Here is a 25,087-nt window from a genome sequence, read left to right as displayed (position 1 = left end):
ATTTAATTGGCTAATTTTAACAAACCAATCTGGTTAACCAATTTGTAATAGCCGTTTAATAGTATATGAAAATAGAAATACTTACAAGAGGAGATCATCAAGAAACTCAATATGAAATCATTTCAAAGATTCGAGATTTAATAAATTTTAAAAATCTTGAACCTGGGGACAAGCTCCCCTCTGAACGAATGCTCTCAGAAAAATTTGAAGTAAGTAGAACAAATATTCGCGAAGCCATTCAAAAGCTAGAATTTTATGGCCTGCTTTATTCCAAACCGCAGAGTGGAACATTTGTGGCAGATATTGGACAAGTTGCTATGAACGGTATGATTGAAGATATTCTTAGGTTAGAGGAGCCTGATTTTAAGTCTTTGGTCGAAACCAGAATTTTACTAGAACTTAAAACGGTTCGTTTGGCCGCTCAAAGAAGAACGGAAGAAGACTTAAAGCAAATGAAAATGGCCATGGATGCCTATGCTAAAAAAGTTTCGAATGGAGAAGATGCAGTGCAAGAAGATTTACTTTTTCACCTAGCCATTGCCAAGGCAAGCGGCAATAGTACAATGAACACCTTTATGCTTATTATAACACCAGAGATTATTACAAACTTTGAAAAGTATCATGTTTGTGATAAGGGATTAGCTTTTAGGGGAGTTGAAGAGCATCAAGATATTTTCGATGCTATAGAGAAACAAGACACCAAGTTGGCTAAAGCCAAAATGAAAGTACACTTTAAAACGCTATATCAATATTGTTATAACATTTAAAAATCCACCGTAAACGGATGAAACCTGATACATACTTCTGCTATCATTAGAAGAATTTTAAGCAAAAAGAAAGCATACTATGAAAGTAAAAGGACTAAGATGGTGGGTTATTGCATTGATTGCCCTTGCCACGGTTATAAATTATATCGATAGACAGTCCATAGGCGTACTTTGGCCTGATATCGCAGAAGATTTGTTTCCAGAAAACACTCAGTTTGAGCGTAAAGAAATTTTTGCGACCATTTCGGTAATTTTCATGTTCTCCTATGCTTTTGGACAAGCAATTTTCGGAAAAATTTTAGATTGGCTTGGCACGCGTATAGGTTTTGCATTATCCATTTTTGTTTGGTCCATTGCAACAGCGCTCCATGCTCTGGCAAAAGGAGTTTTAAGCTTTGGACTATTTCGTTCTATTCTGGGAATAGCGGAAGCTGGTAACTGGCCAGGAGCGGCGAAAGCGAATGCAGAATGGTTTCCAACAAAAGAACGGGCTTTTGCTCAAGGTTTATTCAACTCCGGTGCTGCTATCGGAGGAATTATTGCCATCCCTGTAATTGCATTTTTAACTGTTTATTTTAGTTGGCAAATGATTTTTATACTGGTAGGTCTCATTGGTTTATTATGGTTAATTCCATGGCTAATATTAGTGAAAGCTCCCCCAAAGAAGCATCCATGGTTATCGGAAGCCGAACGCCAGTATATTTTAAGTGGACAAAAAAATCAGGATATTGACGAGGATGGTACTCATGATGAAGGCTACAACCCCGATACAGGAAAATTACTATCACACAAACAGAGCTGGGGAGTCATTATTGCTTCTGCGGCCATTGACCCTATTTGGTGGTTGTTCGTAGTATGGATTCCTATTTACTTAAATGAGGTCTATGGTATGGATGTAAAAACGATAGGTATTTACGGATGGGTTCCTTACGTAGGAGCTATGCTAGGTGCCTGGTTCGGCGGACTGTTCGCTCAAAACCGTTTGCAGGCTGGATGGACGGTAGACAAAACAAGAAAGATTATCATTACTATTGGATGCTTAATAATGCTACCAAGTTTATTGGCTATGGCTAACCCCGGAGGGCCTACTACAGCAGTCATTATTATGGCAGTCATATTATTTGGCTTTCAAACCGCTATCGGAAATGTCCAAACCTTACCAAGTGATTTTTTCGGAGGTAAAACAGTTGGAACATTATCTGGAATTGCCGGAATGGCAGCTAAGTTAACGGCCGCAGGACTCATTTATTTAGTTCCTTGGTTAACCGCTGGTGGTAATTATACCCCGGCATTTATAATTGGAGCCACCATGGCCGTAATAGCCTTAGTAAGTATTTGGATATTATGTGGTAAAATAGAGCCGCTTAAAAATAAGATATAATTAAAATAGAATAAATTAATATAACATGAGTAATAAAGGAAAAGTTGCAGTGATAACTGGCGCTACAGGAGGAATTGGTTTTGAAGTTGCTAAAAGATTAGGAAAAGATGGATATACCGTAGTTTTGAATGGTATTGACGATGCAGCAGGAGCAGAAAGATTGAAGGAACTGACCGCTGACGGAATTACTGCCGAGTACCTAGGTTTTGATGTAACGAGCGATGAGGCAGTTAGCTCAAATATTAAAGCAATAGGAGAAAAACATGGGAGAATAGATGTTCTTGTCAACAATGCTGGCGGTCTAGGTGGAAGATCAAGATTCGAGGAGATGACGACCGAATTTTACAGAAAAGTAATGGCGTTGAACCTAGATTCTGTTTTCTTTGCTTCACGAGCTGCAATACCATTCCTTAAAAAAGGAGAGCATCCATCGATAATAAATTACACTTCTAATGCAGGGTGGACCGCGGGTGGTCCTGGAGCAGGAATATATGGTACTTCAAAAGCAGGTGTTCATGCGATAACCAGAGCATTGGCCAAAGATTTGGCTGAATATGGTATACGGGTAAATGCCGTATCACCGGGTACAATAGACACACCGTTTCACGCACAAATTAAAGCTACCAAACCAGAAGTATTTGCTTCTTGGGCAAATAATATCTTGCTAGGCAGATTAGGACAACCAGAAGATGTAGCCGGAGTCATTTCTTTTTTGGCTAGCAAAGATGCTTCATTTATTACTGCTGAAACCATTCAGATCGGCGGTGGACAAGCATTAGGTATTTAAAAATTATAGATTTTAATACTGCTCTTTTGTCATTTAGGTGTCTATAGAACTAACCGGACTTTTATGGCAAAAAGCAGTTTTAAACCAATACGGTATATATGAAAAAAGTAGTAACCTTTGGAGAAATCATGCTACGCTTGGCACCTCCAGGATTTTTAAGATTTTCTCAAGCCAATAGCTTTGATGTCGTTTATGGTGGTGGCGAGTCCAATGTGGCCGTATCGTTAGCAAATTATGGTGTTCCTGTAGATTTTGTTACAAGGCTTCCTAAAAATGACATCGGAGAATGTGCATTAATGGAAATGCGTAAAAGAGGGGTAAATACACAAAATATCATTTTCGGAGGCGACCGTCTAGGTATTTATTTTTTAGAGACAGGAGCGGTTAGCAGAGGTAGCAAGGTTGTTTATGACCGTGCGCATTCTGCCATATGCGAAATAGAACCTGGAATGATCGATTGGAGGCAAGTTTTCGAAGGAGCAGGATGGTTTCATTGGACCGGTATTACACCAGCTATATCACAAGGTGCGGCAGATGCCTGTTTGGAAGCTGTAAAAGTAGCAAGTGAAATGGGTATTACCATTTCTACAGATTTAAACTACAGGGCCAAACTATGGAATTATGGTGGTGACCGTGAAGCCATAATGACAGCACTTACCTCCTATTGTGATATTATTTTAGGAAATGAGGAAGATGCAGAAAAACACTTTGGAATACATCCAGAAGGTCTTGATGTTCATAAGCACGGCAGCGAAGTAAAGGCGAAGGCCTTTTTATCGGTATGTAAACAAATGATGAAAAAATTCCCTAAGGCCAAAAAGGTAATTACAACTTTGAGAGGTTCCATATCCGCATCCCATAATACATGGGCCGGTGTGCTATACGATGGCGAAAAAATGTATGAAACCCGCCAATATCAAATCACGGATATCGTAGATAGAGTTGGTGGTGGTGATTCTTTTATGGGCGGTCTAATATACGGACTTCTTCATTATCCTGAGGATGACCAAAATGCATTGGATTTTGCTGTAGCGGCATCTTGTTTGAAACACACCATTAAAGGTGATGCCAATCTAGCCACTATAGATGAAGTTAATAAATTAATGGGAGGTGATGCCTCTGGAAGAGTAGCAAGATAAAAGGCCTCCCCTGGCCCCTCCAAAGGAAGGGAATTCATTACTTTGATAACAACGATATTGAAACATTTTTATATTAAATTAACCAAAATTCCTTTCTTTAGAAAGGAATTAGCATAGCTTATGGCACAGTATTCTAGAATTGAAGTAGCAACCGTAATGAAAGAGACCGGAATGGTTCCCTTGTTTTACCATCCAGATATCGAACTGGGAAAAAAAGTACTCAAAGCCTGTTATGACGGTGGTGCACGGCTTATGGAGTTTACGGCGAGAGGTGACTTTGCTTTTGAAGTATTTTCTGAACTCAACAAATACGCCATTAAAGAACTCTCTGGAATGGTCATGGGGGTAGGTTCTATAACAGATGCCTCTGCAGCTTCCTTATTCATGCAAATGGGGGCTAACTTTATCGTAACTCCATCGCTACGCGAGGATATTGCCATTGCCTGTAATCGTAGAAAAGTTTTATGGTCACCTGGTTGTGGTTCGCTGACCGAAATTAACAATGCCGAAGAACTAGGTTGTGAAATTGTAAAACTGTTTCCTGGATCCACCTATGGACCAAGTTTTGTAAAGGCAATCAAAGGACCTCAACCTTGGACAAGTATTATGCCTACCGGAGGCGTTAGCACAGAAGAAAGCAACCTAAAAGGATGGTTCGACGCCGGTGTTACCTGCGTTGGCATGGGGTCTAAACTTATTAGTAAGGAGATTCTAGCCAATGAAGACTTTAGGGGGCTGGAAACCAAAGTAAGCACTACCCTAAAAACCATCAATAGCCTTAGAGCTTAAGGGAATTAGTACTTAAATTACATATAAGTTATTCTAAAAACTATTTGTCCTTATTCTATTCCTTAGAATTAGGTTGTACGCAAGCATTGATAGCCAAACAATAGTTTTCACTGCCTTAAAAATGTGCTATTGGGAAGGTGTTTTATAAAACCTTCTTCAATTTACCAACGCATTGGCAGCCTAAAAAAAGTACTTAAAATAGAAAAAGACGGCTACTCTCTTTTAGGATTAGAAGTAGTTGAGCACATAACCAAAAATCCAATATAGTATCAAGAATACAAAAACGCTTCCTATACAACCGCATTTACCGCCTCCTATCTTCTTAGCACCGTACCAAGCTCCAATTATTTGAATTAGTTTTTTCATTTTCTATCTGAATTAAATGAGTGGACAAGTTATTAATTATCGTCCGTTTCTCCATCAAGTTCTTCCTTAACATCATCATAAGCGCCTTCTGCCTCTTCTGCTGCGCGCTCTACACCTTCTTCCGCCTCTTCCGCGGCCCTTTCAAGAGTACCTTTATCTTCTTTTACTTGTTTTTGTTCCCTACATGCGCCTATGAACATGAAAACACCTAACACTATAACTAGAAATAATTTACTATCTCTCATTGCATTTTGGTTTTATAAATTAATTAATCCGTTTGCCCTCCTTTGTGAATTCTAAATCCTTTTTCTTATCGTCGACCTTAATTTCAACATCATAAAAAATTCCCTTGGTCGCATGGTCTACTTTTTCTATTTCTACGATTTTCACATCTTCAAAATCAGTGTCCAATACCTTTAGAATGGCCTTGGGCAGTTCCTTCTTCTTAATATTTGATTCTGTCTCGATCCAATCTCCATTTGGTGAAAAATCCGCTCTATAATGCTCCCCATCTTTCTTGAAATGCGATTCGAAATTTCCGTTCTTATCTATCCGCCAATCGGGGTCAGATTCATTGGGGTATTTACTCTTAAAGGCCTGCTCTACCGCTTTAGGGGTTTGGCCTTTAGTTTCAGCCTGACATGTTACAAGAAGACACATCGTAAGCGAAGCATATACTATTTGTTTTACTCTTTTCATAGGTTCTATTTTACTCCATCGTTGGTAATTCTAGCATACGCTCCGGGCCATAAAATTTTAGTGCTATTCCGAAAACCAGGACGGATAGTATCATCCCGATCATAAATACAGTGTAGGTCCATCGTAAAAGTCTATATTTTCTTTCTAGCACAAGCCCCAAGTAATAGAGGTCTTTTGTCAATGAACTGTATATATAATCTCTATCCTTAACCATCTCTTTCATTGCCCAATTGTATTTGGACAGTTCCATCTTATGAAAATTCCCAAAGAATAATAAGTTCACTTTTTTATTAGCTACATCTTCATCCGTAAATTCACCACTTGTTACATTGGGTTTGGTAGCTAAAATGGACATCACCATAGAAACCACACTAAATATGATGAATATAAACGTAGGGTAAATCAGGTAATCGTTAGAAGGGTTATCTAACTTCGGGATAAGATTCGCAAGGGCCAAGGAAATGATAATAGCATTTACAGAAAGAAGTATATTGGCCTTGGTGTCGGCAATATCACTGAGCTTTAAATGATTCCTAAGGGTTACTCGGTATAACGTTTGTATGCCCCTATCGGGCAAATTACCTTTGAACTTTGCTTTTAATTTTTCTTTCTTTACGAGCTTTTTATTCTTTTTTTTTGCTTTTACGAGCTTCTTTATGTTCTTATCTTTCTTCTTTTGCCATTTTTCTTTGGCATAATCAGTATAGAACCTGTGTTTTACTCTTAGCAATTTAATATTCTCCTCTCGCCATGCCTCAATCGAATAATTTGCGATACCAAGCCCCGAAAGTTCTTCTCGTAACAGTTCCGTGGTGGCCATGAAACTTTTCTTTGCAAAATGAGAAGAGTCTGCATCCCTAATTATTTTTTCTAATTGATTTTTGGGCTCGTAATTTTTGCTGGTAGCGATAATCAAGTCACAGATAGAATTAATAAAAGTTAATTCATAACCGTTTTTTTCTAGAAACTTTTTTGCCATAGCGCAGCTGTGTATTTCATGATCTGCGGTTGATTTAGTATAACCCAAATCGTGAAACCAAGCTGCAACAAGAAGCTTTTCGCCTTCTTCTTTAGATACGTCTTCCTCTTCTATTAATTTCCTGGTACTATTGACCACGCGCTGTGTATGCCCTAGGTTATGATATAGAAAAGCTTCGTTCGTTTCTGAACTTAGTACTTCTACAGCATATGTTTCTACTTTAGATAATATATCTGACATTGGTTTGTATTTAGTTATACATAGCTATTAGATAGCAAGATTAAAACCCACTTGCACGAGGTTACTTTCCCTTGAATTAAAATATCCTATATTAAAAGTGAGTGCTTTTAGACTACTTACCCATAACCCTACTCCTTGGGAGGTATGCCATATATTAGATTCCTCGCCTGGTTCCCAAGTGCGTCCAAAATCAAACCCACCATAAAGACCAATAGTCACTGGAGATACCGCCGTGATGTAACGCTTTAGTCTTAATTTTATATCCGAACTTTGATAAAAATAGGATTTACCGGTAAAGCGCTCGTCCCTAAAACCTCTTAGTCCGTTTGCCCCACCTAAAGAGGGCTGGTGATAGAAAAAGACATCTTTCTCATTAAATAGCGATTTATATTCCGCCGTAGTGCCAAAAACCAATGCACCGGAAGAGGTTACTTTATGATTGAAACCTACTTTTAAACTAGCATAGCCAAATGAATTATTGGCCAACTCCAAATTTGATTTATAACCCGCTCTCAATCCTATATAAATGGACTTAGAAGGGAAATCCTTTGCATCTGCGTTATCATAGTATCCACTTAATTCAACACCACCATAATTCTGATTTTCAAAAAGCTCAGATCTCAGATTATTAGTATTGAACAATCGTTGATCATTCTCATTCACTCTAAAAGATTCGAACAATCCTCTTAGGCGTAACGTGTAGTATGCAATTCCGGCACTTGCCCTAAATTGTTTTAAGCGCGCCCTATAAAAATCGCGCCCTACATTATCCTCGTTATTAACGGACTCGTTCCCCAAACCAAAAAAGTTCTTCGCATAACTATCACTGGTATAATATCCGTTAAGTTCAAAATTCCACTTGGGAATTATATTTCCCCATATCCCAGAATATTGAAGTTCCAAAGCTTCAAAACCAAAATAGTAGTTAGCTTTTACTTGATGTTTCTGTAAAAAAGGATTTCCATTTAATCCATTTTTGATAAAGGTATTTGAGGCACCTAAGAAAACACCATCATCGGTTCTAAAACCAATCGTTGGTGCAATCGTATTCGTATTGGGCTTAAAGTAACGCCAATGATAGGTATTGGTCTTATAAATATCACTCATCTGCGTATTAGGCTCCTCCTTTACAAAATCGGAATTTTCGTGATCCCACTCAAAAACTTTGAGCTTGGAAGTATTTTCTATGCTATACCTATCATTCCCATAACCTCCAACTATCTTAATTCTTGTTCTTGAGGATTCCTTACCTGAAACCATATACTCGTCGTCGTCCCCTAGTCCGTATAACCAAATTTCTTTGGTTATCTTATCATTGAATGTTCTTTCGTATATTTTCTCGTTTTTTTCGTCCGACAAAAGACGTTTTACAATGACTTTGGTGTTTCCATTTGGCATTCTCAAGACCTCAAATACATCATCTTTTTCAGTACCTGTTATCGCCACTACTTTACTTAGATAGTTCCCATAGTCTCTAGCCTTTTCCGGCAGCTGTTGCAGTCTAGCCATAAGATTTGACTTTATCTTCTCCGCAGTCTCGTCTTGCACGGATACCGGAAGCCGCTTAAAGGCAGCATCTATAACCGCTGTTGTGATATTCTCTTGAATTATCTTGGCTTCATTTTCCCAAACATCCCCATCATAACGGGTTAACAGGGCCCTATCCATCTTATGGCCACCCATATTCTGCCACTTTACAGTATTTATGTCATCATCAAAGTTTTGCCATCTTCTAGCGTTGGGTACAAATAGTTTTATCAACTTAAGTGCTGCACCATCGAATTTCGCAAAGGCATTGTCCCTGTCCCGTGGAATGGGCATAAATTCTCTATCGCCGTCTTTCCCTTCATATTCAATCCATCTCCATTGATCTTGGTGTCTATCCCAATCACCTATGAGCATATCAAAAATTCGTGCGCGGATAAAGTTTTTCTCATCAATGGTATATGACTCATCACTTTTAATTTTCTCCAACATATCCGTAGTACTTTCATAATCAGTTACTACGCCGGTATTGGAATCCATAGTGCGTCGATAGCCCTTGTAGTTGAGTTGTTCTTCAGACGGGCGCCTTTCTATGAAATAGAGTTCATCGCCAAAGTTGTCTTTATAATCACCAAGAAGCTCCTGCTTTGGCACATAAAATAATTCTGTATCAGAGTGATTTATATCTGCTGATCGCGCTAATGGATCTATCACCAATTGTATAAATGGATGCGCCGTGGTAAAAAAGTCAGAAATAACTTCTTCTGCCCAAGTATCCATAAAATCATCATTAGTGTAGGCGATTCCCGGAAGTTTAAATTTTAAAAATTTTAATGCGCTCTTTTTCAAGGAACGCATGGCGTACTGCTTGCCTTTCTCATCTTCTAAACGCAGCGAAAAAGACTGATGCCCTCCACCCTCTTTAACCACTTTTAGTCCGCCGTATAAAGTATCTAATTTTACCACTGGAGCCGTTACGGGTTTAGTGAAGTAATTCCGATATCTCTCCCCCCACAAGTATTTATAGAATCCACTTTTGTACATATCCTCCTTGAAGTCCAAAACTTGAGTAGTAACGGTTTTATCATTGATTTCATCAAAGTCAACTTTCTTGTCTGTTCGCTCTAGTTTTGGAAGCACTTCGAATGATTTGTTTTCTCCTTGCTCTCTAATGAACGTAACATCGGAGGAACCGTCCTTGTAGTATACCAATTTAGAAAAACCTCTTTCTCCTTGTGCAAAATTTCCTTCATATTCAAGCGAACCACCAATTGCGGTTATTCTATTTTTTCCGAGCTTGGTAGCACTTTTTGAGCTTAATGAACCACTAATTATTTGATGTATACCCCCGCCAGATAGTAATTGAAGACTTTCCTCATGACCGGATAACAAGGTTATTCTATCATTTGCTTGTGCCAATGCACTTACTGCAATTCTTAAATAGTTATATCTCCGAGAGTTGAGATGTTCCGGATTAAAAGCGCCTAAATCCATCACTGTATTTTTCACAGTACCATATACAGGCAAAGGATTCATGTGTCGTTTAAAAGTCTCATTGCCCGCGTAGGCGCCGTTACTGAAAACAGGATGGTGCATGGCTATTACTATATTCTTTCCCTGCCCGTCATTAATGTAGCCTTCTAATTCTTCCATAAATCGCCTTCTGGTGACGATGTCCGTACATTTTCTATTAATATCCACTAGTCGCGACCAATTGGAAACGAACCATTTAGAATCTATCAGTATTAAATCTAAATCTTCGTTTATCACTTGGTGTTCTATAGGACATCCATTTTCAGGAAACACAGCGACGTTGTCAACTTTTTTATCCTTCAAATAATCCTCTACCTTTTCCATCTTGTTCAGGTCATAACTTTTCCATTCGTTATTACCGGGAAGAAAAATAGTTTTACCCTCATAGTCCGATATTAAGTCTAATTGATTCTCCAGCAATTGTTGGTCTTGCCCCCAATTATCAATCAAGGGAGAAATATTATCCCCGGTAAACAACAGCGTACTATTTGCTTCCGCCGATGATATTTCGTTTTTTAAAGTATCCAGTAAATCCTTATTGGAAGCTTTAGAAATATTTCCATAGCCCCCACCTATGTAAAAAGTGTATGTAACCTCTTTGCTATTCGTGGAAGATATCTGCTTAATGTTTGACTGCTGCTTATAGGTGGCACATGATAGAGGTACAGCTAGAAAAATACTTATAACTATAATTTTGAGTTTTGAAATAATTGCAATTTTCGGTTGAAGATAATTTATCATAAAAGGAAGTTCGTTATACAAAACTGGTAATCAAAAGAGAACGCTGACTAGTTAAAAGATACACCAGAAATTACGATACCAAGTGTTATAAGTACTAAGAAAATTATGATGACAGTGGCACCTATTTTGGTCTTCTTGTTTTTCTGAAATATAAACTTAGATGTCTGGTTTTCAGGTTCTTTTACAAATTCCGTTCTTTCTTCTCCTTGCTTCATTTTATTCGTTTATTATTTAATGTTCGTTTTTAGCCTTGTAGGAGCAAATCCAAATTGTTTGAAGAATCTTGTTTTTGAATTTGTAATACCCCATGGACTCGTATTGACAAAGTTATATACCCTTTTTCCGCCTGCTTGTTGCATTCCCAAAAAATCTTGACCCTTTTACGAACTGGGGATTCCGTCAACATTTACAGTATTTGAGCTAATGATAACAAGTTATAAAGTTGAATTTTGCAGAAGAATGATGAAAGCCATCATGACTAATTTTAAATAAAAGAATATGAGTGATAATAGCAACACATTACTAGCCTTAATAACAGGATCTGCCATAGGTGCGGCCCTAGGAATTTTATATGCCCCAGACAAGGGTACACATACGAGAAGACGTATAGCTGAGCAAGCAGCTGCAACCAAGGATACAATAGCCGACAATGCATTGGAGTTAAAAGATACGGTGGTAAGTAAACTAGTTTCAGAGAAAGATACGCTAGATACGCGAATGAACAGTTTAGTATCCGACGTAAGTTATAAGACCGAAGACGTCATCACCAGCTTAGAAAAAAAATTATCCGAGCTAAAGGCAAAAAATAAGAAACTACAGAAAACATCGTAAATGAGTGTAATTGAATCACTTAACGACACTTCAAACAAAGCTGTTGATTCGGGTCAACAGCTTTACGAGAAGACACTGGAATATTACAAGTTGAAAATATTTCAACAATTGGCCATGACCACTGGAATGTTCGGTAAAATGTTCCTTATTGGCAGTCTGCTTTTTATTGCCATGATATTCTTTATGGTCGCTGGTATTATTTATTTAGGAGAGCTATTGGGAAGTATTGCTTTAGCCTGCCTGATCATGGGCAGTCTGCTTCTGTTAATAGCCGCAATTGTTTACAAGGTTCGTAAAAAAATTGATAATGCCGTGGTTAAAAAACTATCCATTAAATTCTTTGACTAAACTATGTACACAAACTTTGATCAGGTAGAATACGATTTAAAACGTTTAAATCTGGAACGCGAAATTGCTTTGGAAGAAATTAAAGGTCTAAAGCAGGATGTAAAGGAAGATTTGAGTCCCTACAGTTGGATGTCTACCATACTATCATCCGTCAAAAAATATGGTATGCTCTATCTAATTAGAAAAATAATTAGATAGCGGCTATTTCCAAAGTCTGTTTTATATTACTGTGAAACTCGCTAGGACTTATACCATATTTGTTCTTAAAAATTTTGGAAAAGTAGCTTCTACTGCTAAATCCTACGGAGTAGACCACTTGAGAGATATTCATATCCGAGGTACTTAAAAAGTCACGGGCGGCCTCCAATCTAACGTGCCTAATGTATTCTGTAACTGTTCTAGCGTAAAGCAGCTTAAATCCTTCTTGCAATTTTGCCTGTGAAAGTCCAGATTCACCTGATAATCTATCCAGCGTATAATCCTTAGCCACATTTTTAGCTATTTTATTAGCTAAGGAACGCACTATTTTTAGCTCACTGCGCAACAAAGACGTATTTGGCAAATCCCCTTTACTATCTTTTTCTTGTTGCGCTATATGCAATGCCAAGGTTTCATAGACCAACCCTTCAATTTGCATAATGCGTATCATTCCATTTTTATTCCTCACCTTACGAAAGGCACTGATTTTATTGGCTAATTTTAGATTATAAGAACCATAGTAAGCGAAAGTATTATCGTGGTCTGTATCTACAAAAACCTCATAGAGACGCTTGTTCAGAGCGTCGACCCCATTAATACGCTTGTTCAAAAACTTCTTTCTTGTTATTTGAATAACGTTAATGGCAAGTTTCAAATCTTTTGGAAAGTACCCATAGTTAGCACCTCCACCCTTACTAGTTATGATGACAGATTGAAATTGTTCCAATGTTTTTATTTCCGACTCTTGCTGATAACCAAAACGATGCCTGCAATAGCCCTCTAAACAATAGGTAAAGTGGATGGGGTTGTATTCCGAGGCATCCATGACCAAAGTTACCTCATCGTGGAAGGTAATATCATATTCCAACAAACTCACACCCCAATCAAATGTAATGAATCGAATACTCCCTGTGGCGGATGCACTATTGACCGTTAAATTATACTCTCCCCAGCGCTGCGTAATCTGGCCGCCTATCACTTCTTGTATCTGCTTTACAGTACCCTCCGTACTACTCGCCGTAATTTGTATTGTTATCATAGAAAACTACTTCAAACTATTTGCTTGAATATCTTGATTCCTTATAAAGGTACATTTTTTCTAGACTGAAAAATTAAAACAACTTCAAAAAAGCTTAACGGATTATTATTTCTATTTTTTGAGCACAAAAAAAGACCCATTAAAGGGCCTTTTTAAGTTTTTAATAAATAAGCGCTATTTTCCCGCTAATTGATCATTTGTATCCTTGCTCCATGCATTCAACATCCAACTTACTTTTTCTAAATTACCGATGTAAGCACCAATCATATCTATCGTTCCTTCATCTCCAGCATTATCTGCTTTGTCTATCACCTTTGACATTTGCCTAAGTATCGTCTCATGGTCTTTAAGAATTCCATTGACCATTTCCTTATCTGTAATCATGGAAGACACTTCTTGAACGGATGCATTCTTTAAATAAGAAGAAAACTCACTTATCGGATGATGTCTTAAAGTAAGAATACGCTCTGCTATTTCATCAATCTTAACCCTGGCATCACCATATAATTCTTCAAACTTTTCATGAAGGTCAAAGAAATTTTTCCCAAGTACATTCCAATGAAATCCTCTTAAATTTTGATAGTAGACATGGTAATCTGCTAAAAGTGTATTCAACTCTGTAATAATTGGCCCTATTTTTTCCGATTTAATATCTAAATAACTCATAATTCTATTTTAATTTATTTAAAATCAAAGATAGAATCGCTACTCAACCTTCCTTGGCTCTGTTAAAACAGTCTTTAACTCATTTAAGAATAGTGGCTTATTTCTTCAATTTTAATATAGATAGCAAATATTATGCACCTCTTTTATACACTAATTATAACAGCTAAGATTGGAGTGGATACAGCAAAGAAAAAGTATTTAATGTACATATTTTTGATGGAAAAATTAAAATGAATAAAAAAGAACGTTTTCAGCAATAAGAAACTTATATATCGATTTATCAATGAGCCTGAGGATGCTATTGCACATCTGAATTTAAAATATGTGCATAAGAACGAGTTACCTATTCATCGCTTAAAAAAAGGTAAAGCCTTTGAATACTTGCTCAACGACCTTCCTCTGGCAAAAGAGGAGGAACTGCAGCGTATTAACGGACTGGTAATTCCCCCGGCTTGGAAAAATGTACAAATCGCTGATTTAAGCAACGCTCATTTACAGGCCTTTGGATACGACTTAAAAAAAAGAATACAATACCGATACCATCCCATTTGGTTAAAAATTAGAAATAGGACCAAATTTTTTAAAATGCTTGCCTTTGGAAAGACACTTCCCAAACTAAGAACCAAGGTAGATACCGATTTAATGCTCCCTGGTTGGCCCCAAAATAAGGTTCTGGCATTGGTGGTACGGCTCATGGAGGAGACCCATATTAGGGTAGGCGGCAGACAATACGCAAGAAAGAATAAAACCTATGGCCTTTCTACTCTCAGGACCAAACACTTATCGGTAAGTAAGGATAAAATACGATTTAAGTTTACAGGAAAAAAGGGAAAAAAGCACAACATAACACTACGTAATAAAAAGCTAATTCATTTAGTGAGTAAGTGCGAAGAAATTCCTGGCTGGGAACTATTTCAGTTTTTTGATGAAGACGGTAAAAAAACGGCAATAGATAGCGGTATGGTCAACGACTATATTCAAGAGGCTGGAGGGGACTTCTTTACCGCAAAAGATTTCAGGACATGGGCAGGAACTGTAATTTTCTTCGACTCGCTCAAATCCTTTCCAAAAACAAAAGATAGTAAGACCCAACACGCTAATACACTTAAAGCATATGATATGGTTGCAAAGGAGCTTGGTAATACCAGAAACGTTTGTCGCAAATATTACGTACATCCTTTACTTCCCTTGGAATATGAAAACGGCAACTTGGACAAAATTTTCGAGGAAACAGATAAAATAAAACCAAGACACAATCAGTCTGCATCAGAAGTTGCCGTACTAAAACTCATACAAAACTACAGCCCTCTAGAGGGTCTAAAAGAAGATATATCATGACAAATCAATTTTCAAAAGCCTGGTCTAAAATGATTGAAAAAATAGACGCTTGGTTTGATGCTTTAATCGTAAACCTGCCTAATATCATCATTGCAGTTTTAGTATTTACCATAAGCTTAGTAGTATCTAGATACATAAGTAAGTTGGTTACCAAAATTCTTTCGAATACCAAATTACAAGCATCTATGCGCAGTTTATTATCCAAGCTGGCCTCTATTATAGTTGTTCTATTAGGTCTCTTTTTGGTACTGGGCATCCTTAATTTAAGTAAAGCCCTAAACACCATTTTGGCAGGTGCAGGCGTGGTAGGTTTGGCCGTAGGTTTAGCTTTACAAGGAGCTCTGGCCAATACCTATTCCGGAATAGTACTGTCATTTATAAAGCATATTAAATTTGGAGATTGGGTAGAGAGTAATGGTTTTGAAGGAGAGGTGGTGGACCTGGACTTACGTTCGGTTACCCTAAAACAACCTGATAATAATTTGGTGTACATACCTAACAAAATGGTAGTTGAAAACCCCATAAAAAATTACTCTACCACCGCCCAATCAAGGGTTATCCTACAATGTGGCGTAGGCTATTCTTCTGATTTGGAAGCCGTACGGAAATTGGTAAAGAAAACTATTCTAGAAAACTTCGATGCGGTGGAAAATAAGGAAGATATTATCTTTCTCTATCAAGAATTCGGGGATAGTTCCATTAATTTTGAAACCAGATTTTGGATTAATTCCACATCTGCCCTAGAAGTTGCCAAGGCAAAAACCGAGGCGATGATTGCCATCAAAAAGGTATTTGATAAAAACAACATCAACATACCATTCCCGATACGTACTTTAAACTTTCCAGAAAATCTTAAGATAGAGCGATCCAATACTGTTGAAAAGTAAACTAACTTGAGGTAAATCCACGAGGCATTCTGGGGTAAGTGAATATTTAATTTTAAGGCAAACTTGGAAGTATTATGTACCCTTTGACGGTACCAATAAATCGGAAAGGAACTTTCAGACACTAATCTACTCGGTCTACCTCGCTCTCACTTTTTAATACGTGATTGCCATCTTCCTGGGAGATATACAAAGCTTTATCGCCAGAACTACCGTTACGTGTAACTTCTGTTCCCTTTATGGTCTTTGTGATTTTTGAAGTATAGGTTTCCTCAACAGTGCCTTCAGCACTGCCGTTTCCCCATTTCCACGAAACTTTTGTTCCTTTTCTTATCATAATGTGTAGTAATTGAAATTTGTGTTTCCCATCACCTCTAATTTTTGGAGAACTGGGTGATGGGAATTCGTTTTGAATAACAAAACTCACAAATTTAGAAACTATGTGAATAACCAACAGCGTAAATATCCCTATTACAAATCATTTTTTCAAGAACTAAAGCTCTGATTTTTAACCCTATCACTTCTAATAATTAACCCAGAAGGATATGAGTTAACAGTTCCGTTCTTATGAGCAATCCTATTGCCCACACCAAGTTAAATTTACTACAAACACCAAACTATGATTACTATTATTCAAATTTTATCAGGATTGGCCATTGTATTGGCCCTAGGATTTTTACTGCTTATCGTAAGTGAGGTGTTCTCTAAGGAGAAAACACTGGATATGCAGATTTTTGAAGACGAACATATTGATGAACCCTTTATAAATATTGATACCGAGGTGCTATTAGCAAAAGAAACAAAGAATGCCAAAGGCATTCCTCAATTAAAAGAAAAGCTGAGGCAGTTTAAAAATAGAAATCGGTTTTATAACATACGATAGAAAGATGTAAAGTGACCAGCATCTCTAACCAAATGGTCATTCACTAAAAATATTACCTATTATGAGCACATACACAGAAGAAGTTGGAGAAAAGTTAAACGACCTTTTAGAAAAAACCTATGACGCCGAAAAAGGCTTTAAGAAAGCAGCCGAGAATACGGAGAACAATGCTTTGAAATCTTACTTTAACGGAAAAGCACAGCAACGTTACGATTTTGGACATGAACTGAAATCAGAAATTAAATCCTTTGGACAAGAAGTAGATAAGGGAGATAGCTTAACGGGGAAAGCCCACAGAGCCTGGATGGATGTAAAAGCATTATTTTCCTCGGATGATGAAGAGGCCATGTTAGAAGAAGCCATAAGAGGAGAAAAAGCTTCCGTGGAAGAGTACGAGGATGTTTTAGGAGATACTTCCCTACCCTCTACTACTTCAACAATTTTAAGAAATCAAAAATTAGCTATTGAGAAAGGCTTGTCTACCATCAAAACATTAGAGGATATCAGCTAAATAGTATCGATTATACTAACCAAAAAGAGGTCTTGAAAAAAGACCTCTTTTTTAGTTAAATGCCGGTACTGTTTCTTGCGTTTTCTTCTTATATGCCTTTGGACTACAACCATATTTCTTTTTAAAAATTTTACAAAAATAGCTTCTACTCGTAAAACCGATAGAATATACGACTTGAGATATGTTGAGGTCTGTAGTTCTGATTAGTTCTTCCGATTTTTGAAGTCTTACCATTCTAATATATTCTCCTAAGGTCTTTGCATGCATAAATTTAAAACCTAATTGCAATTTAGATGGTGAAAGTCCTGATTTTGAGGATATGGAATTGATACTATGCGGTACTTCCGGATAATTCCGGATAAAGTCGCTGATGTCACTTATCGTTTCCAGTTCTCTTTTCAGTAAAGAGGTAGATGGAGAAATTCCTTGTTGAATATCTATCTTAAACTGATCCAATTGTTTGGCAAGTATTATATGGCAAAGCCCATGAAAATGTATTAAGGAGGATACGGAATCCACAAACTTTGCGTTTTCCAATTGTTTAATCAATTCCCCTATTTCCAGGTTAAATTTACCGTAGTGAAAATAGCCTAAGCGCTTATTGTAAGAATTTAGTAATGCCACTATACCCTTGCCAGATTCAATAGTATCATCTTTGTACGTGTCAAAGTCTATTTTAATAAAGTTCAAGACCACACGTTCTTCCTTTTTAAATAGAAATTTACTACGGTGATTACTGTCGTTAAAAAGTACTACGGTCTGGAGCTCCTCTAATTTTGTAACCTGTTCTCTCCCTCTGAACTTATGAAAGCAATTGCCCTTTAAACAATAAAAAAGATAAGCGCAATTATTATTGGAAGTATCCAATGTAACTTCTTGGTCGTTTCTCAAGGTTAAATCAAATTCCATGGCCATAAGACCTTTATCCATGGTAATGCAATGAATTTGCCCATTGCCTATTTCCGTACTTAGTTCTAAGTAAGGAAGTCCATTCGTATCGATAATGGCACCTGATAAGTATTCCTTTAAAAGTGATAACTCTTGCTGCGAAATTTTCATTCTTGCTTCCATAACAGTTGTTTGAGGTTGACTGCGTTGCTATTTTGGTTAAAATTAGACTGCTTTTGAGTTAAGGCTTGCCAAAATTGAATAAATGTTTAACAATATCGCTTCTGTGGCACCTATTTCAGCATATACATTAAACAACTTATTTTTAACGAGTTACATTTTTTATTATATGAAACAATAGCTCATATACAAATTTCCGTACTTGCATCATATAAAGAGAGAGTAGATGTATTTTAAAATTTCAAATACGGCGAAGAGGGAACAAATGGAAAAGTGGACGAACACCTCTTTTAAATACCCACATTTATATGAACCCCAATTAGTAATCAATGGTTTAAACGAGGTATCCATACCTGTAATTACTATTGAAAACCCAGATGAAATGGCTTTAGCCATTTGGGGGATGTTACCTGAGTTATATGAAGAAGATTGGACAATTTTTCAGAATACAACTAATACGCTAAATCTTCATGAGGAATCCATGAGTTCTGATTTGTGGTATGTAGACGCGCTGAAACACAGAAGAAGTCTTATACCGGTAACCGGATTTTTTACATCCTACTTAAAAGAAGGAAAAACGTATCCCTATTATATAAGTCTTAAAGACAATAAGCCATTCTATTTGGCAGGTATCTACAATACCCTAGAGGATGGTTTTATTACCTGTTCCTTAATTGTAGGCAAAGCGAATAATTTCATTAAAAAATTTCAGAACGTAGTAGATTGTATGCCCTTGATAGTTACCGCTAACAATAAAGAGGAATGGCTGGATAAAGGCACTCCTCTTGATTACATTAAGAAGATTTTAAAAAGCCCGGTAGCGAATAAATTTCAGGCTAATCCTATTGCCAAGGAACTCTTTAACAACGATATTACCTATGACAGTATGCTGTTACCCTACCAATACGATAATTCTTAACGATCAATACTTACCTTGGCAGCAGATTTCAATTGTTTTCTGTAGTCCGTGGGTAAAATACCATAAGCATCACTAAAAATTTTAGAAAAGTAACTCCTGCTCCTAATACCAATGGCATAAACAATTTCAGAGACCGAAAGATCGGTATTCTTCAAATAATCCCTGGATATTTCTAATTTAAGCTGTCTCACATATTCGTTTACTGTTTTGGAATACAACACCTTAAAACCAAGTTGTAATTTCTTGGGACTTAAACCAGATTCCCTTGAGAGCCTTTCTACAGAAAGTTGTCCAGAGATATTATCCAAAATATATTCGGATAAGCTATGTATTTTCTTAATATCCGCTCTTGAAAGTGCATCAGGTAACGATTTGTTCGTTTCAAAATCGTGATGCTCCAGTAGTTGTAGGGAAAGAATTAAATAAATTCTACCCTCCATGGACAGTGACCGTATCATACCATTGTCATGTACATTATCCAAGGCCTTTACCTGATCTTCGATTTTAAGGCTAAAACTACCCCCATGTGTGTATGGAAGATTACCGTCCTCATCATTAAACACGGACAATAACAGTTCATTTAAATAGGTAACATTGTTATTCTTCTTTTTCAGATAGTCCTTACGCAGAATTCTTATGAAGTTAACCTTCAAATCTCTTCCCTTAGGGAAAACAAAAGTTTTCTTGGCATAACGCTTTGGAGAGATGATGATATTTTGATATTGCTCTAAATCTAAATATTCTTCATTGTCATCTTCACTATATTTAAAGGAACCTTTAGAGATGAAAATGAACTCTATTGGCGAAACATTAGAGGTCCTAAATATCAATTTTATGTTCTGATGAAAAATTACGTTACAATCTAACAGGGAAACACCCCAATCAAATCCCATGTTTCTTATAGTTCCTTTTCCAATCTCATTATCGAACTCCAGCACACGCTCTCCCCAATTTTCCGTTAACGTCCCTTCTAAACAAGCATTTAGCTGGTTTAGAATAAGGTCATCTTTTATACTAGTTAGAATAATTTCTCGCATTTCTTTTTGACTATAACACACTTAATTTGCGTGCTACAAAGAAATTGGAATCACTACATATTGATTAACAATTTTGAAACGTTAATTAACACTATTGAGCTATTTTGCGCTTAAAGATTTTGTTAAAAGATTAAACAAAAGGCCGCTAGCAGAAGTTTTAAGCCGACCGGGGAGGTTCATCTTTTGGTTCTCTTAGTTTCATGAGATATTGTTTTGGGGTCATAGCATACCGTTCTTTAAAAAGCTTGGAAAAATAGCTCCGAGAATTTATCCCTATTTTATACGTAATCTCGGTAATATTAAGCCCTGTAGTTTCCATTAGATTTTTTGCCATCTCTAGCCTGGCGTGCTTTATATATTGATTTACGGAGAGACCAAATAGATGCTGGAAACCATTTTGAAGCGTATTCTGATTAAGACCTACCCTTCTTGCCAATGCCAGAATATTGTCCATTTGCTCTAATTCAGAATTTATGATTTCAGCTGCTTCCTCGATTTTTTCCACCGTAGCCTGTCTCAAAATTTTTCGTTTATCAGGATCAGTAAGATCATCAATATACTGTCTTAAATGATGTGCTAGTATTTCATAACATTTTCCTTCTATAAAAACACTCTTCGTAAACCCTGTATGTTCGCATTCATTACTTTCTTCGATACATTTGGCAATATCCAAGCTGTAGTGACCTTTATAAAAGAATAGATTCACCCCATTCACATCCCTAAATAGCGCTTCTAGTTCTGCGTTCATCTCTGGAAGAAAGGTTTCTATCTTTTCTTCAAAACTTTTACGGTTAATCTCTAGATTAAAAAAACATATCGGTTCGTTTGCAGGAAGGGTAATTACATTTCCGTGTTTACTGTTACAACTTAATATAGCACTCTCCAAATGCCGTATTTCTTGTACTTTTCCTTTCCCATCAAATTCATGCGTAAAAGCAGATTCGCTATTAAAGATAATCTCAAGTGGCTGCACAAGCGACTGGTTTAGCTCAAATCTTACTTCTTCCTTTAATCTCATGTCCAAGTTAATCATACCCATTCCATGAGAAAATACGATGGCCTTAATATTCCCGGTACCCATTTGTTCTGGAATATCTACACACACCTCATTATTCTCCTCTTCATAATCAACACCTAATCTTTTGGCAATGTCCTTTACGACATCAATTACACTAAGTTCTCTAAGCTCTTTTTTGTTTGCCATACCTCTAAAAATACAGTAGGTAATATACTATAATTTCGAATGAGTTAGAATGATAAAATCGATGAAGTCAAAAATAGACCCTTATTCCAATATCCTAATAAAAATCAGACATATGAGTCAATCATTACTGTGATACAACAAAGAAACCTGCTGAAATCCTAGCATCTTTGAACTGTAAGTACGGGGATAGACCTCGAGACACACAAACCTTAAAACAATCAATATATGTTACGTTGGACAATAACTTTTGTAGTATTAGCATTAATCGCCGGAGTATTAGGCTTTGGAGGAATAGCGGCAGGAGCTGCGGGAATAGCAAAAATTTTATTCTTTTTATTTATTGTACTTTTTATAGTATCCTTGTTAAGAGGAAAAAAAGTCTTGTAGATTTAAGTTAAACCTAATTAATAAAAGATTAAATAACTTAAAATCATAAAAAATGAAAAGGTCATTATATTTATTTGTAATAACGTTGTTTACCATAGGTATTTCAATGAGTTGTAGGGAAGAAAAGACAGCTGGGGAAAAAGTTGAAGATGGTATAGAAGAAGTAGGTGATGGTATAGAAGATGGAGCAGAAGAAGTAGAGGATGCGGTAGAAGATGCTACAGATGATAACTAAACTAATTACATTAACCTGAATTAAAGGATAAACCGAATGGTTTATCCTTTTTGTCGTTTAAGAGTAAATCTAAAATCAAGAAAACCAGTTTTAACCCATAGTAACTTGTTCTGCTATTATTCGATTTCTTTCTTTCCGTTACCAGATAGCACATCTAACATACCATCCTGTAAGGAAATCCATAAATAGTTGAAGAACGACTTATTTTGATGCCGCTGCACGTCTATTTTTCCGTACCTGTATCCATTCTCATCGGCCTTAGAACCATCGTCTATAAACAGATTGCCTATGAAGGTAAAAAGTTTATTCACCCTTAATTTATCGCGCTTCAAAACTCTAAATTTAAAGTCATGATACCGCATTTTAACATCTCCAACGGCGGTATGTTCATCTCCATCAATGGTAAAATAAAGATTTTGAATGTTTCCCTCCGTGCGAATCCTTAAATTTGGCTCAAGAAAATCATTTAGACGAGAGGTCTCAAAATTCAATAAACTACCAGATGCTAGGAATCGCTGCTCTGGACTATGTACATTGAAAGCCCAATTCAATTCTAACTTTCCTTTTCCCATTAAATTGCTAGCCAATGAAATTTCTAAATCCTCTTGTTGGGAATACATATTAGAAACATTTTTTATTTGGCCATTAACATCTTCAAATCTGAGCTGGCCTGCAACAATCTTATTCTTTACCTCTTCCTCGTAAACAATCAGACCATCGGACATGGTTATTGTGTCTAGCGTTAACTTGAAGGGTAAGTCTTTCAAGGTTTTAGCATATAATGGTTTATAGCTCGTATCATCTGGTAAGCTTTTATCCCTGAAAATATCTAATGCCAGTCCTTCTATATTCATTTTAGGCATAATTACCTGCAAACTATCACCCTTATAATAAAATTGGGGTGTTTCTACCTGTAAATGCGGAATTTGTAAATTCACATGGTCTCTTTCATAACCAATCCGCTTACTAAGTTCCGCTTTGGATAGTAGGGTATTCAAGGAAAGACCCTGGATATTAAATTCGTGATTGAAAAATTGAATCTCATCAATGCTCAGCTCTTCATATTTATTGAAATCACCTGTTAGATTTTTAAAATTATATTCAATAGAACTAAAGGTGAAAGGAGTTTTAGTATTTATTAAATTAGGGTTTGTCTCTGCATCGGTAATCTCCACACTTAACGATTCTAATAGGATTTTCCTTTTTCCATTCATCCAACTTACACCTAAACTGCCGTTTTCAATCCGAATAGACGCTGTGCTAATTGTTTTCAGTAATTGCACATTCTTCACATCCTTCGCTATAACCTGATTGGACTTTTCAAATGATATCCGAGGTTCCACAAGAACCAACTCAGCGATATCAAGTTTTTGGCTGAAGATTAAATTCCAGTAACCGATATCGTTTATGTGAATGGCCTCTAAATCTATCGCCAATTCCCCTCCGTGCTGATTTTCTTTTGAAACTCTTATTGATGGGGTTGTAAAAACCACACTACCCGTTAAAAGATTCACCTCTACATTGGAATACGCTAAGTTTATGTGATTTGGTATTTTCTTTTCTAACGCATTTTCTAAATAAGGTTTAGCGGCCATATGTATACCAAATAGCAGAATCACCATCGCCAGTAAAATACTTAATAAAACTATTTTTATACGCTTATTTAGCATTAGAGGGTGTTTCCGATTTAGTAATCTTTATTCGTCTTCGGTTTCTGCCAAGACGTGGTCATTTAGGCCAAGACCTACGATTTTAATACTATTTACAATCGTATTGTACAACATTAGAACCACAACTATTAAGGCCGCGCTTAATATACCGGAGATGAATAACGAAATATAATAAACTATACTGAACCATTCATTTGGGACAATCTCTGATTGCGTAACCGGTAGATTGAACAGTAAGAAGCTGATTAGCGAACTTACAAAGACAACCGTACCTAACTCAGCAATTTGTAAAATGCACCTAAATAATTCTTTTTTAATTTTGACTTGGCGCCTGAACTTATTCCCAATACAGTTAATAATAAAGCAAGTATTGTTGCTGAAGCCAAAGCAATGGTATTACAAGGCGTATTTATACCAGAAACGGAATTTTTGATTAATGCCCTAGCCTCATAACCACTTAATTCCCCTAACAAAAATGTCCCTAATAGCATTACTAGCATAGAAATAAACCCACCAGTAATAGCTCGTTTCGTGTATCTACTGAGTTTCACACTTATTATTTCTTCTCTAGGCCCGCACTGTCGGCATCAATATACTTTTTAAAAGCCGCTGCAGAGTCTAAATCCATGTAACGGTTTCCATTTATGGCAATAGGATTCTTTAGAACACTGGGATTCTTTTCCAGCAAACGCAGCCATTCCTTTTCCTCTAAATCGATGGACTCTTCGCCGTACGCTGATTTAAAATCGGGGTGGTTTTGATCTATAAGGTCCGAAATGTTCTTACCCAAGCCCTCCGCAATTTCGGACCATTGTTTTGCAGTGACTTTAGTCTTAATAATATCCACGCCAAGAACATCTTTCTCGGCCGAATTTACATACGCATTGACCTGCTTACCCAATGAACTTTCCGAATTATAAAAAAATGTAATTTGCCTACTATCTTTTGCTATACTTCCCATGA

The 25,087-nt window shown here is 36.7% G+C and carries 30 protein-coding genes; 15 read left to right on the top strand and 15 right to left on the bottom strand.

Annotation, left to right across the window (positions count from 1 at the left end; genetic code table 11):
- The first annotated feature begins 65 nt into the window (after positions 1-65).
- From SJY09_RS16760 to SJY09_RS16740, 5 genes are all read left to right on the top strand, one after another.
- Positions 66-767 (top strand): FadR/GntR family transcriptional regulator, encoded by a 702-nt coding sequence (locus SJY09_RS16760; RefSeq protein ID WP_396636853.1) that lies wholly within the window; start codon positions 66-68, stop codon positions 765-767.
- Positions 768-846: 79 nt separating this feature from the next.
- Positions 847-2,148 carry an MFS transporter gene (locus tag SJY09_RS16755; protein WP_396636852.1) on the top strand — a complete coding sequence of 434 codons (1,302 nt, stop codon included), beginning with the start codon at positions 847-849 and terminating at the stop codon, positions 2,146-2,148.
- A 25-nt stretch (positions 2,149-2,173) separates the two neighbouring features.
- Positions 2,174-2,935, top strand: a complete 762-nt coding sequence (locus tag SJY09_RS16750) for an SDR family NAD(P)-dependent oxidoreductase (protein ID WP_396636851.1) — start codon at positions 2,174-2,176, stop codon at positions 2,933-2,935.
- A 98-nt stretch (positions 2,936-3,033) separates the two neighbouring features.
- Positions 3,034-4,074: a PfkB family carbohydrate kinase gene (locus SJY09_RS16745; RefSeq protein ID WP_396636850.1), complete on the top strand. Its 1,041-nt coding sequence runs from the start codon at positions 3,034-3,036 to the stop codon at positions 4,072-4,074.
- 120 nt (positions 4,075-4,194) lie between these two features.
- Positions 4,195-4,863 carry a bifunctional 4-hydroxy-2-oxoglutarate aldolase/2-dehydro-3-deoxy-phosphogluconate aldolase gene (locus SJY09_RS16740; RefSeq protein WP_396636849.1) on the top strand — a complete coding sequence of 223 codons (669 nt, stop codon included), beginning with the start codon at positions 4,195-4,197 and terminating at the stop codon, positions 4,861-4,863.
- 228 nt (positions 4,864-5,091) lie between these two features.
- On the opposite strand, the gene SJY09_RS16735 is transcribed toward SJY09_RS16740, so the two are convergent.
- Genes SJY09_RS16735 through SJY09_RS16710 form a run of 6 tightly spaced genes read right to left on the bottom strand, consistent with a single transcriptional unit; the run spans position 5,092 to position 11,121 of the window.
- Positions 5,092-5,229, bottom strand: coding sequence for a hypothetical protein (locus SJY09_RS16735; protein WP_396636848.1), 138 nt, complete (start codon positions 5,227-5,229; stop codon positions 5,092-5,094).
- A gap of 32 nt (positions 5,230-5,261) precedes the next feature.
- Positions 5,262-5,474 (bottom strand): hypothetical protein, encoded by a 213-nt coding sequence (locus tag SJY09_RS16730; RefSeq protein WP_396636847.1) that lies wholly within the window; start codon positions 5,472-5,474, stop codon positions 5,262-5,264.
- 19 nt (positions 5,475-5,493) lie between these two features.
- Entirely contained in the window at positions 5,494-5,928 is a 435-nt protein-coding gene (locus SJY09_RS16725) for a PepSY-like domain-containing protein (RefSeq protein ID WP_396636846.1), read from the bottom strand.
- Positions 5,929-5,938: 10 nt separating this feature from the next.
- On the bottom strand, positions 5,939-7,147 hold the full coding sequence (locus tag SJY09_RS16720) for a Pycsar system effector family protein (protein WP_396636845.1): 1,209 nt from the start codon (positions 7,145-7,147) through the stop codon (positions 5,939-5,941).
- A gap of 27 nt (positions 7,148-7,174) precedes the next feature.
- Positions 7,175-10,906 (bottom strand): metallophosphoesterase, encoded by a 3,732-nt coding sequence (locus SJY09_RS16715; protein ID WP_396636844.1) that lies wholly within the window; start codon positions 10,904-10,906, stop codon positions 7,175-7,177.
- Positions 10,907-10,953: 47 nt separating this feature from the next.
- Positions 10,954-11,121, bottom strand: coding sequence for a hypothetical protein (locus SJY09_RS16710; protein WP_396636843.1), 168 nt, complete (start codon positions 11,119-11,121; stop codon positions 10,954-10,956).
- 283 nt (positions 11,122-11,404) lie between these two features.
- On the opposite strand from SJY09_RS16710, the gene SJY09_RS16705 reads away from it, so the two are divergent.
- From SJY09_RS16705 to SJY09_RS16695, 3 genes are read left to right on the top strand one after another with little or no spacing between them, the layout of a single operon-like run.
- The gene (locus SJY09_RS16705) at positions 11,405-11,737 is read left to right on the top strand and encodes a YtxH domain-containing protein (protein ID WP_396636842.1); all 333 of its coding nucleotides are present in this window, start codon (positions 11,405-11,407) and stop codon (positions 11,735-11,737) included.
- The gene (locus tag SJY09_RS16700) at positions 11,738-12,085 is read left to right on the top strand and encodes a hypothetical protein (RefSeq protein ID WP_396636841.1); all 348 of its coding nucleotides are present in this window, start codon (positions 11,738-11,740) and stop codon (positions 12,083-12,085) included.
- A 3-nt stretch (positions 12,086-12,088) separates the two neighbouring features.
- A complete protein-coding gene (locus SJY09_RS16695; RefSeq protein ID WP_396636840.1) occupies positions 12,089-12,283 on the top strand; it encodes a hypothetical protein in 195 nt (64 codons plus the stop codon).
- Here the strand turns inward: SJY09_RS16695 and SJY09_RS16690 are convergent.
- A complete protein-coding gene (locus SJY09_RS16690) occupies positions 12,276-13,322 on the bottom strand; it encodes a helix-turn-helix transcriptional regulator (protein WP_396636839.1) in 1,047 nt (348 codons plus the stop codon). The two genes, SJY09_RS16695 and SJY09_RS16690, sit on opposite strands and share 8 nt — an antisense overlap.
- A gap of 174 nt (positions 13,323-13,496) precedes the next feature.
- Positions 13,497-13,988 (bottom strand): Dps family protein, encoded by a 492-nt coding sequence (locus SJY09_RS16685; RefSeq protein ID WP_396636838.1) that lies wholly within the window; start codon positions 13,986-13,988, stop codon positions 13,497-13,499.
- A 324-nt stretch (positions 13,989-14,312) separates the two neighbouring features.
- On the opposite strand from SJY09_RS16685, the gene SJY09_RS16680 reads away from it, so the two are divergent.
- On the top strand, positions 14,313-15,326 hold the full coding sequence (locus SJY09_RS16680) for a DNA topoisomerase IB (protein ID WP_396636837.1): 1,014 nt from the start codon (positions 14,313-14,315) through the stop codon (positions 15,324-15,326).
- Complete coding sequence (locus SJY09_RS16675; protein WP_396636836.1) at positions 15,323-16,213, top strand: mechanosensitive ion channel family protein; 891 nt, start codon at positions 15,323-15,325, stop codon at positions 16,211-16,213. The genes SJY09_RS16680 and SJY09_RS16675 overlap by 4 nt, the downstream gene beginning before the upstream one ends.
- A gap of 121 nt (positions 16,214-16,334) precedes the next feature.
- Here SJY09_RS16675 and SJY09_RS16670 read toward each other — a convergent pair whose 3' ends face one another.
- Positions 16,335-16,547: a DUF2945 domain-containing protein gene (locus SJY09_RS16670; RefSeq protein WP_396638647.1), complete on the bottom strand. Its 213-nt coding sequence runs from the start codon at positions 16,545-16,547 to the stop codon at positions 16,335-16,337.
- Between the two features lie 282 nt (positions 16,548-16,829).
- On the opposite strand from SJY09_RS16670, the gene SJY09_RS16665 reads away from it, so the two are divergent.
- Positions 16,830-17,093, top strand: a complete 264-nt coding sequence (locus tag SJY09_RS16665) for a hypothetical protein (RefSeq protein WP_396636835.1) — start codon at positions 16,830-16,832, stop codon at positions 17,091-17,093.
- A gap of 61 nt (positions 17,094-17,154) precedes the next feature.
- Positions 17,155-17,604, top strand: a complete 450-nt coding sequence (locus SJY09_RS16660) for a PA2169 family four-helix-bundle protein (RefSeq protein ID WP_396636834.1) — start codon at positions 17,155-17,157, stop codon at positions 17,602-17,604.
- Positions 17,605-17,655: 51 nt separating this feature from the next.
- Here the strand turns inward: SJY09_RS16660 and SJY09_RS16655 are convergent, their stop codons facing one another.
- A complete protein-coding gene (locus SJY09_RS16655; RefSeq protein ID WP_396636833.1) occupies positions 17,656-18,675 on the bottom strand; it encodes a helix-turn-helix transcriptional regulator in 1,020 nt (339 codons plus the stop codon).
- A gap of 223 nt (positions 18,676-18,898) precedes the next feature.
- On the opposite strand from SJY09_RS16655, the gene SJY09_RS16650 reads away from it, so the two are divergent.
- Positions 18,899-19,591: an SOS response-associated peptidase gene (locus SJY09_RS16650; RefSeq protein WP_396636832.1), complete on the top strand. Its 693-nt coding sequence runs from the start codon at positions 18,899-18,901 to the stop codon at positions 19,589-19,591.
- Here SJY09_RS16650 and SJY09_RS16645 read toward each other — a convergent pair.
- Both SJY09_RS16645 and SJY09_RS16640 read right to left on the bottom strand, forming a co-directional pair.
- Positions 19,588-20,628 carry a helix-turn-helix domain-containing protein gene (locus SJY09_RS16645; RefSeq protein ID WP_396636831.1) on the bottom strand — a complete coding sequence of 347 codons (1,041 nt, stop codon included), beginning with the start codon at positions 20,626-20,628 and terminating at the stop codon, positions 19,588-19,590. The genes SJY09_RS16650 and SJY09_RS16645 overlap by 4 nt on opposite strands.
- Positions 20,629-20,785: 157 nt before the next feature.
- A complete protein-coding gene (locus SJY09_RS16640) occupies positions 20,786-21,832 on the bottom strand; it encodes a helix-turn-helix domain-containing protein (protein ID WP_396636830.1) in 1,047 nt (348 codons plus the stop codon).
- A gap of 225 nt (positions 21,833-22,057) precedes the next feature.
- Here SJY09_RS16640 and SJY09_RS16635 point away from each other — a divergent pair, with 225 nt between their 5' ends.
- Positions 22,058-22,219 (top strand): DUF1328 domain-containing protein, encoded by a 162-nt coding sequence (locus SJY09_RS16635; protein ID WP_396636829.1) that lies wholly within the window; start codon positions 22,058-22,060, stop codon positions 22,217-22,219.
- Positions 22,220-22,271: 52 nt separating this feature from the next.
- On the top strand, positions 22,272-22,454 hold the full coding sequence (locus SJY09_RS16630; protein WP_396636828.1) for a hypothetical protein: 183 nt from the start codon (positions 22,272-22,274) through the stop codon (positions 22,452-22,454).
- A gap of 116 nt (positions 22,455-22,570) precedes the next feature.
- On the opposite strand, the gene SJY09_RS16625 is transcribed toward SJY09_RS16630, so the two are convergent.
- The 3 genes from SJY09_RS16625 to SJY09_RS16615 all read right to left on the bottom strand — a co-directional run bounded on the left by SJY09_RS16625 (position 22,571) and on the right by SJY09_RS16615 (position 25,085).
- Positions 22,571-24,124, bottom strand: coding sequence for a hypothetical protein (locus SJY09_RS16625; RefSeq protein ID WP_396636827.1), 1,554 nt, complete (start codon positions 24,122-24,124; stop codon positions 22,571-22,573).
- A 272-nt stretch (positions 24,125-24,396) separates the two neighbouring features.
- The gene (locus SJY09_RS16620) at positions 24,397-24,675 is read right to left on the bottom strand and encodes a hypothetical protein (RefSeq protein ID WP_396636826.1); all 279 of its coding nucleotides are present in this window, start codon (positions 24,673-24,675) and stop codon (positions 24,397-24,399) included.
- A gap of 5 nt (positions 24,676-24,680) precedes the next feature.
- The gene (locus SJY09_RS16615) at positions 24,681-25,085 is read right to left on the bottom strand and encodes an arsenate reductase family protein (protein WP_396636825.1); all 405 of its coding nucleotides are present in this window, start codon (positions 25,083-25,085) and stop codon (positions 24,681-24,683) included.
- Between the last annotated feature and the right edge of the window lie 2 nt (positions 25,086-25,087).

Source organism: Maribacter sp. R77961 (genome assembly GCF_044594925.1).
In the GTDB taxonomy this organism is placed as follows: Bacteria; Bacteroidota; Bacteroidia; order Flavobacteriales; family Flavobacteriaceae; genus Maribacter.
Note: the sequence above shows the minus strand (reverse complement) of the source record. Positions and strands in the feature narration are given on the sequence as shown.